This window comes from Pseudomonas sp. G7(2022) (genome assembly GCF_052660475.1).
Genome location: NZ_CP109659.1, coordinates 2,505,855 through 2,515,238 on the forward strand (window position 1 = coordinate 2,505,855; position 9,384 = coordinate 2,515,238).

3 protein-coding genes are annotated in these 9,384 nt (G+C 62.7%); 1 reads left to right on the forward strand and 2 read right to left on the reverse strand.

Annotation, left to right across the window (positions count from 1 at the left end; translation table 11 throughout):
* Positions 1-115: 115 nt before the first annotated feature.
* The gene (locus tag NE357_RS11345; protein WP_169429920.1) at positions 116-1,531 is read right to left on the reverse strand and encodes an efflux transporter outer membrane subunit; all 1,416 of its coding nucleotides are present in this window, start codon (positions 1,529-1,531) and stop codon (positions 116-118) included.
* Positions 1,532-1,591: 60 nt separating this feature from the next.
* Positions 1,592-2,386, reverse strand: a complete 795-nt coding sequence (locus tag NE357_RS11350) for a helix-turn-helix transcriptional regulator (RefSeq protein WP_169429921.1) — start codon at positions 2,384-2,386, stop codon at positions 1,592-1,594.
* 490 nt (positions 2,387-2,876) lie between these two features.
* On the opposite strand from NE357_RS11350, the gene NE357_RS11355 reads away from it, so the two are divergent.
* The gene (locus NE357_RS11355; protein WP_169429922.1) at positions 2,877-9,287 is read left to right on the forward strand and encodes a non-ribosomal peptide synthetase; all 6,411 of its coding nucleotides are present in this window, start codon (positions 2,877-2,879) and stop codon (positions 9,285-9,287) included.
* Positions 9,288-9,384 lie beyond the last annotated feature (97 nt).

A 9,384-nucleotide genomic window follows, 5' to 3' on the forward strand; every position in this document is an offset into this window, starting at 1 on the left:
GAGTAAAGGGAGCATATGAGTCCACTCTGTTTATCTTCTACTGTCACTTCTGACAGTTATTCAGACCGATATGGAATAGTGGGCAACGCCATTTATTGACATCGTATATATAAAGTTACTGAAGATTTGATGCCTCATCAGCACTCCAGCCTCCGCCCAGCGCGGTGTAAAGGTTCACCTGTGCGACCAGTTGCGCCAACCGGTCAGTGATCAGGCCCTGCCGGGAGCTGAACAGCGATCGTTGGGCATCGAGGAAGGTCAGGTTGCTGTCGACCCCGGTCTGATAGCGGTGCTGCGCCAGGTTGTAGTAGTCCTGGGTGGCCTGTACCAGATCGCGCTGGGCCTGAAGCTGTTGCTGATAGGTCTCCCGAGCGGCGAGGCCGTCGGAGACTTCCTGGAATGCTGTCTGAATGGTCTTTTCGTATTCGGCGACGGTGATCTCCTTCTGCAACTTCGCGTAATCGAGGCTGGCGCGCAGGCTGCCGGCGTTGAAGATCGGCAGGTTGATCTGCGGCTGGAATGTCCAGGCACCGGAGCCGCCCTTGAACAGTCCCGACAGGTCCCGACTCGATGTGCCGGCATTGGCAGTCAGGCTGACACTGGGGAAAAACGCCGCCCGGGCTGCGCCGATATTGGCGTTGGCAGCTTTCAGCTTGTATTCGGCCTGGAGAATGTCCGGCCGGCGCTGCAGTAGATCCGACGGCAACCCGGCCGGTACTTGCGCCACCAGATCACTGTCCAGCGCAAGCGCCGGGAGCGTTTCGGGAACCGGCGCACCTACCAGCAGTGTCAGGCTGTTCAAGTCTTGGGCGACCTGGCGTTGATAGCGGGCGAGGCTGGCACGAGTGCTGTCGACGCTGGTCTGCGCCTGGATCTGATCCAGCGCCGATGATTTGCCGGCCTCCCGGTTGCGGGTGGTCAGGTGCAGGCTTTTCTCGTCGGCGGCCAGGGTTTCCTGGGCCAGGGCCAGTAATTCCTGGTCAGCGCGCCAGGTCAGGTAGGCGTTGGCGACGTTGGTCACCAGGCTCAGTTGCGCACTGCGCCGGGCCTCTTCGGTGGACAGCCAGGTCAACAGCGCCTGTTCGCCGAGACTGCGAACCCGGCCGAAGAAGTCCAGCTCGTAGGCACTGATGCCGAGGTTTACGGAGTAGGTCGAGGTGATTGCCCCTTTGGTCCTGGTCACGCTGGCCGGCACCCGTTGGCGCAGCTCATTGGCATTGGCTGAAACCGCCGGCAGCAGATCGGCGCGTTGAATGCGGTATTGCGCCTGGAATGCTTCGACGTTCAGTGCCGCAACGCGCAGGTCACGGTTGTTGACCAGTGCGCTTTCAATCAATTGCTGCAACGCAGGGTCATTGAACAGCCCACGCCAGTCCTCGACAGCGGTCACGGTCTGGGTTGACGCAGGATAAGCGGGGCCTTTTGGGTACTGCGCCGCGCTGGGTGACGCCGGACGCTGGTCATCGGGAATCAGCGAGCAGCCGCCCATCAGCAACGCCATGGACAGCATGGAGATCGGCAACCTGGACATCAAACAGCCTCGTTCACAAACAGGAGTGGGCGCGAACGCCCGTAATGAGAAAACGCCGGATCAGGCCCCGGCCATCCATTTCGCCAGACCGTGACGCCCACTGACCCCGAGTTTGGCCGCGGCGCGTTTGAGGTAAGTCTCGATCGAGCTGTTCTTGACGCTCAAACGTTCGGCCATCTGCGGCACGGTGCCGCCGGTCAGCAGGCCCAGGCAGACTTCCTTCTCACGCACTGACAAGGTGATGTCGCCCAACGCCAGGCGCTCGTCGAACACCTGTTGCAACGGTGTCTGCTCCTGATCGGCCTGGAGTGGGCGCGGTTGTCGGGCGAGGATTTGCCGACGGATCTGCGCGTGACGCTCGATCAACGGCAGCAGGGTGTCGGACAGGCTTTTGAGAAACGACAGCTCCGGCAGGGAAAACACCCGGTGCGTGTGAGGGCGACAGAACGAGATGACACAGCGACGGTTAGAGGTGCGTGACACCAGGTTGCACTGGTGGACGCTGTGGTGCGGGTGTCGTTGCTGCAGCGAGGCTTTGAGTTGAATCAGCAGCGAGTCATTCATCTCGATCATCTTCTGTAACAGCGGATGATCGTCCTGACATTGCAGCGGGTCCGGGGGAGGGAAGGTATCCGGCAAACCGGCGCTGCCCAGGGCCTTGATCTCGACAACGCTGGCCTGGCGCTCGTCGAGTGTCCATTCGCTGAGATCCACCCGGTTGACCGGCACCAGGGTGTCGACCAACTGAAACATGTTGGAGGCGAATCGTTCATTCCCCGTACTGGCGATCAACTCGCCCAGTTGCCAGTAGAAATGCGGGTTTTCCATGTTGCGAAGACTGCCGGTCAGATTCATATCCTTGTCATCCCTGATTTAAAGCCATTGCCCAATCATCTGCCGTGCATACACCTGTGAAGCCGCCAATCCATCATTTCTCCTTGAAATCGATCTGCAGCCGGATTTAAGCCTATACATTTGTCCTACGTCTGTAGGGGAAAACGGGGACACAAAGTGCCACTAACTCCGGATTAATGGCGCCACGTTTCTGTCAGTCGGAAGGTTACAGGCATGTAGGACGTATCTGTACGTTCCAGTGAGAACCCCGAAAACGGCTTCAGAGCGTCAAGTCCCACGATTGCAAAGTCGTAGTCAGCGCAAGTTGATGGCGATTGTCCTACAGGATTTTCAGCCATTTCGTTCCGATTTTTTGGAGGGATGGCCGGCGGGTCGGGCCCAGTCAGCCCGCAGGGCAGCATCAGGAGGGGGGAGTTGTCCGGGTTTCACGTGTCATGCGGGTTTCGGGGCCGATGCTTGAATACGCGCCAAATCACATGAGACGGATCTTATGAACCAATTTGCTGCCGATGCGGCGGACGGTCTGTCCGCGATTTCCGAAACCTTCCCGCTGACGGCTGCCCAGCGTGATATCTGGCTCGATCAAGTGCGTCAGGGGAATTCGCCGGTGTACAACATCGGTGGTTACGTCGAACTGACCGGTGCCCTTGATCCTGCGTTGATGCAAGCGTCTCTTGAAGGCCTCGTGGCCCGGCACGACGCCCTGCGCACCAGTCTGCTGTTGGGGGCCGGTGAGCACGGTCTGCCGTTGCAGCGTTTTGCGCCATCGATGCCGGTGCCGATGCCGTTCCATGACTTCAGTGCCCATCCCGAGCCCGAGGTTGCGGCGCGCCAGTTGACTCAGGCGCGCATCGAACAGCCGTTCACGCTGGACGGCGGGCCGTTGTTCCGTTTCTGCCTCATCCGTCTCGAAGATCGCTGCCATTGGTTTTCGCTCCAGGCCCACCACCTGATTGTCGATGGCTGGGGCTTTGGCGAAATGCTCAAGTCCCTCGGCGAGATCTACAACGCCTTGGCGCTCGGGCGACTGCCGCCGGATTCGGCGCCGTCCTATGTCGACTTCATTCATGACGACGCACGGTATTACGAGTCCGCCCGCTATGCGCGTGACCGTGCGTACTGGCTGGACAAATACCGGCATCTTCCCGAACCGCTGTTGTTGCCGCGCTATCAGGAACGCTTTGCCGACGCGCCGGCACCGACGCGGATTTTCTCGCAGGTCTTTCCGGCACGCCTTCACGAACGCATGAAACAGGTGGCCCTCGAGTACGGGGCTTCGGCGTTGCACTTCCTGCTGGCGGCGATGCATGTGTATTTCAGCCGCATTGGCCAGCGTGATGAATGGGTGGTGGGCTTGCCATTGCTCAATCGTTCCGGAGCCCGTTTCAAGTCGACTCTGGGGCTGTTCACTCAGGTCAGCGCCGTGCGCATGGGGTTCGGGCGCGAGCTGGCGTTCAGTGCACTGGTCAAGGCCGTTCGTGATGAGTTGAAACAGGATTTCCGCCATCAGCGTTTTCCCCTGAGTGAGATGAACCGCGCGCTGGGTCTGCTGCGCGAGGATCGTTCACAGCTGTTCGAAGTGACCGTCTCCTACGAGCGGGACGCCCATGAATACCGGTACGCAGAGGCCCGGGGACGGGTGGTCAAAGTGTCAAACCACGAAGAGGGCACGCCGCTGTCCGTGCACCTGTTGAGCAGCCGTGGCGATGACGAGGACAGTTTGTACATGGTGTACAACGAGGCCTACTTTGACGCGGACGAAATCGCGGCGCTGTGCGAGCGATTGCTGTGGGTGCTGGAGCAGGGGCTTGAAGACACCTCGCTGGCGGTGGGCGATTTCAGTCTGAACCTGCCAGCCGAATCGACGCTGCTGCAAAAGTGGAATGACACGCGCGCGGATTACCCCAACGAGCTGACCATCCATCAGCGCATCGAAGCACAAGCGGCGGCGCGCCCAGATGCGGTGGCAGCAGAATTCCAGGGACAACGGCTGACCTATGCCGAGCTGAACCGACAGGCCAACGCCCTGGCCCATCACTTGACCGGCCTCGGTGTGCAGCCCGATGACCGCGTGGCGCTGGTCGCCCGCCGAGGGCTGGACACGTTGGTCGCGTTGCTGGCGATCCTCAAGTCCGGCGCCGGTTACGTGCCGGTCGATCCGGCGCATCCTGCGCAACGGCTGAGCTATTTGTTGAGCGACAGCGCGCCGGTCGTGGTCCTGACCCAGAGCCATCTGCATGAACGTCTGCCGGTGCTGAATGTGCCGGTGATCGACATCGACTCGCGCACTTGGCCGGTCAACGATCTCAACCCCGAGGTCTCGGGCCTGACCACCGCGCATCTGGCTTACGTGATCTACACCTCCGGCTCCACCGGCCAGCCCAAAGGCGTGATGGTCGAACATCGGACCCTGTCGAATCTGGTGGACTGGCATTGCACGGCTTTCGACCTGGGCGCGGGTCGCCACACCTCGAGCCTGGCCGGCTTCGGCTTCGACGCCATGGCCTGGGAGGTCTGGCCCGCGCTGTGTGTCGGCGCGACCCTGCACCTGGCGCCGTCCCGCGACGGCAGCGAAGACATTGACGCGCTGCTCGACTGGTGGCGTGCGCAACCGCTGGACGTGAGTTTCCTGCCGACCCCGATTGCCGAGTACGCCTTCAGTCGCCACCTCGAACACCCGACCCTGCGCACACTGTTGATCGGCGGCGATCGTCTGCGTCAGTTCAATCGCGAGCAGACGTTCGCGGTGATCAACAACTATGGCCCGACCGAAGCCACAGTGGTCGCCACCTCGGGCCGAGTCGAACCGGGGCGGACGCTGCATATCGGCAAACCCGTGAGCAATGCCACGGCCTATCTGCTGGATGATCGACAGCGTCCGGTGCCGATTGGCGTTCCCGGTGAGTTGTACGTCGGTGGTGCCGGCGTAGCGCGGGGTTACTTCAACCGGCCGGAGCTGACCGTCGAACGCTTTCTCGACGATCCATTCAGCAACCAGCCCAACGCGCGGATGTACCGCACCGGCGACCTCGCACGCTGGCGCCCGGACGGCAACATCGAGTATCTGGGCCGCAACGACGATCAGGTGAAAATCCGTGGCGTGCGCATCGAACCCGGCGAGATCGAAGCGGCGTTGAACAGCCATGAGTCGGTGCGCGATGCCGTGGTGCAGGTGCGCGACGGGCAGTTGCTGGCCTGGTTCACCGAACATCAAACGCTGGACATAATGCAGCTGCATGCCCATCTACAAACCCGTCTGCCGAGCGCAATGCTGCCTTCGGCTTACGTGCGCCTGGAGGTGTTGCCGCTGACGGCCAACGGCAAACTGGATCGCCAGGCGCTGCCGGCGCCGGGGCCGGAGGCGTTGATCCGCCGCGAGTACGAAGCTCCGCAAGGTGACGTCGAAATCCTCCTGGCGCAGATCTGGGCCGAGGTGCTGCAAGTCGAGCGAGTAGGGCGTCACGATCACTTCTTCGAACTGGGCGGGCATTCGTTGCTGGCGGTCAACCTGATCGAGCGCATGCGTCAGCTCGGCATGAGCAGCGATGTGCGCGTGCTGTTCGGCCAGCCGACCCTGGCGGCGCTGGCCGCGTCGGTGGGCAGTGGTCGCGAAGTCGAAGTGCCGGCCAATCGTATTCCGCCGGGTTGCACGCAGATCACCACGGACCTGTTGCCGTTGGTCGAGCTGGATCAAGCCACCCTCGACCGGATCATCGCCACCGTGCCGGGCGGGGCGGCCAACGTGCAGGACATCTATCCGCTGGCACCGTTGCAGGAAGGCATCCTTTATCACCACATCACCGCCGCGCAGGGCGATCCGTACCTGCTGCAATCGCAACTGGCGTTCGACAGCGTCGAGCGGGTCGAGGCCTATGCGGCCGCGCTGCGTCAGGTCATGGCGCGACACGACATCCTGCGCACTGCGGTGGTCTGGGAGGGCTTGACCACCCCGGTGCAGGTGGTCTGGCGCGAAGCCGAACTGCCGGTGCAGGAAATCACCCTCGATCCGGCCGGGGGCGATGTCCTCGCGCAACTGCACGCGCGCTTCGATGCCCGGCGTTATCGCATCGACGTCAGTCAGGCGCCGCTGATCCGGCTGATGTATGCCCGCGACCCAGCCCTCGGGCGGATCGTGGCGATTCTGTTGTTCCATCATCTGGCGCTGGATCACATCGCCCTGGAAGTCTTGCGCCATGAAATGCGTGCCAACCTGCTGGGGCTCGATGAACCGCTGCCGCCAGCGGTGCCGTATCGCAATTACGTGGCCCAGACCCGACTCGGTGTCAGCGAGCAGGAGCATGAAGCGTTCTTCCGCGAAATGCTCGCCGACATCGACGAGCCGACCCTGCCGTTCGGTTTGCAGGATGTGCAGGGTGACGGTCGCGGCATCGACGAAGCCGTGCGCACGCTTGCACCTGAACTGGACCGGCGCGTGCGCCTTCAGGCGCGACAGGCTGGCGTCAGCGTGGCCAGCCTGATTCACCTGGCCTGGGCGCAGGTGCTGGCGGCGACGTCGGGGCAGGAACATGTGGTGTTCGGCAGCGTTTTTATGGGCCGGATGCAAGGCGGCGAGGGTGCGGATCGGGCGCTCGGGGTGTTCATCAACACCTTGCCACTGCGGGTGGACATCGACCGGGGTGTGCGCGATGCCGTGCTGCTGACCCACGCCCGACTGACCGACCTGCTCGGGCACGAACATGCGTCACTGGCGCTGGCCCAGCGTTGCAGCGGCGTTGCGTCGCCGGCACCGCTGTTCAGTGCGTTGCTCAACTATCGACATACCGACCTTGAGGTGCAGGAATCGGCGTCGGACCCAGCCTGGCAAGGGATCCAGACCCTGGAGAACGAAGAGCGCACCAACTACCCGATGACCCTGAGCGTCGATGATCTGGGCAGCGCCTTGCAGATCACCACGCGAACCCTGCTGAGCATCGGCGCCCAGCGCATCGGCGACTACGTACAAACCGCGTTGCAGGCGCTGGTTGATGCCCTTGAGCAAACCCCGCAACAGTTGCTGAATCGCTTGCCGATCCTGCCGGCGGCGGAGCTTGAACAACTGCTGGTCGAGTTCAATGCCAGTGAAGTCGATTGCCCGATCGATCAGCCGCTTCAGACCTTGTTCGAGCAGCAGGTGCAACGTCGACCTGACGCCATCGCCTTGCAGGCCGGTGAACAACAGCTGACGTATCGCCAGTTGAACGAACGGGCCAATCGTCTGGCCCATCATTTGCGTGAACAAGGTGTGCAACCGGATTCCCGGGTGGCGATCTGTGTTGAGCGCAGCCTGGATCTGATAATCGGCCTGCTCGGCATTCTCAAGGCGGGCGGCGCGTATGTGCCGCTGGATCCCGACTATCCGCTGGAGCGCCTGCATTACATGCTGCAGGACAGCGCCCCGGTGGCGGTGCTGGTCCATGACGCCACCCGCAATCTGTTGGGCGATCCGGGTGTGCCGGTCATTGATTTCGACCATTGCACCTGGCAGCACGCGTCCGCCGACAATCTGCAAGTACCGGGTTTGGGCGCTGCGAATCTGGCCTACATGATCTATACCTCGGGCTCCACCGGCACGCCGAAGGGCGTGATGATCGAGCATCGAAGCGCCTGCAACATGGTGCACTGGGGCTCGCAGATCAGCCCGCCGACCGAGCACGGCGCGCTGTTGCAGAAGGCGCCGTTCAGCTTCGACAGTTCGGTGTGGGAGATTTTCTGGCCGCTGTGTTCCGGCCTGCGGCTGGTGCTGGCGCGTCCCGACGGCAACCGCGATTCGGCCTATGTGACCCAGGTGATTCGCGAACGGCAGATCACCGTGGTCAAGTTCGTGCCGGCGCTGCTGCAACAGTTCATCGAGCAGGACGATGTCAGTCAGTGCACCAGCCTGACCGACGTGCTCAATGGTGGTGGTGAGCTGAGTGCCGCACTGGCCCGGCGCGTCCGCGAGCGCCTGCCATGGGTGCGTCTGCATAACGTCTACGGCCCGACCGAAACTACGGTCGACAGCACCGGCTGGTCGCTGGAACCGGATCAACCGGTGCCGGAAGCCGTGGTGCCGATCGGCAAGGCGCTGAGCAACACTCGGCTCTATGTGCTGGATGTCCACGATCAACCGGTGCCCTTCGGTGTCAGCGGTCACTTGCACATCGGCGGGGTCGGGGTCGCGCGGGGGTATCTGGGCTTGCCGGACATGCAGGCCGAGCGCTTCATCGACAGCCCGTTTGTGGCCGGTGATCGCCTGTACCGCACCGGCGATCTGGTGCGCTACCGGGCGGACGGCAACCTCGAATTCCTCGGCCGCAACGACTTCCAGATCAAGCTGCGCGGCCTGCGTCTGGAGCCGGGGGAAATCGAGGCGCGACTGATCGAGCATCCGGCGGTGCGTGAAGCGGTGGTGCTGGTGCGCGACGAACGACTGGTGGCGTATTTCACCGTACGCGAAGGCTTCGACGCGCCACCCATCGAAACCTTGCGCGCCCACGTGCTGGAGCGTTTGCCGGAGTACATGGCGCCGGGCGCTTACGTGAAGCTCGACGCATTGCCCCTGACCCCGAACGACAAGGTCGACCGCAAGGCCTTGCCGGCACCGGGGGCGGAGGCGGTGCTCAGTCGTCGCTACGAGGCGCCCGAGGGCGAAGTCGAAATCCGGCTGGCGCGGATCTGGGCCGAGGTGCTGCAACTGGAGCAGGTCGGGCGCAACGACCACTTCTTTGAACTCGGCGGGCATTCGTTGCTAGCGGTCAGTCTGGTGGCGCGCATGCGTCAGGCCGGGCTGCACGTTGATGCCCGCACGCTGTTCAGTCAGCCGACCCTGGCCGCGCTGGCGGCCCAGACTTCGGCGCAGGCCAAACAGGTTGAAATTCCGCAAACCACCATACCGACGCTCAACCGCAAACGCCGGCTCTGAGCCGACATCGGCGTCGATTCGCGGTTCCCGCGGATCGACGCCATGACTGGTCGGTCACGGGGCTTGTCCCCGCTTCCCATGTCAGCCACCCAGGCCC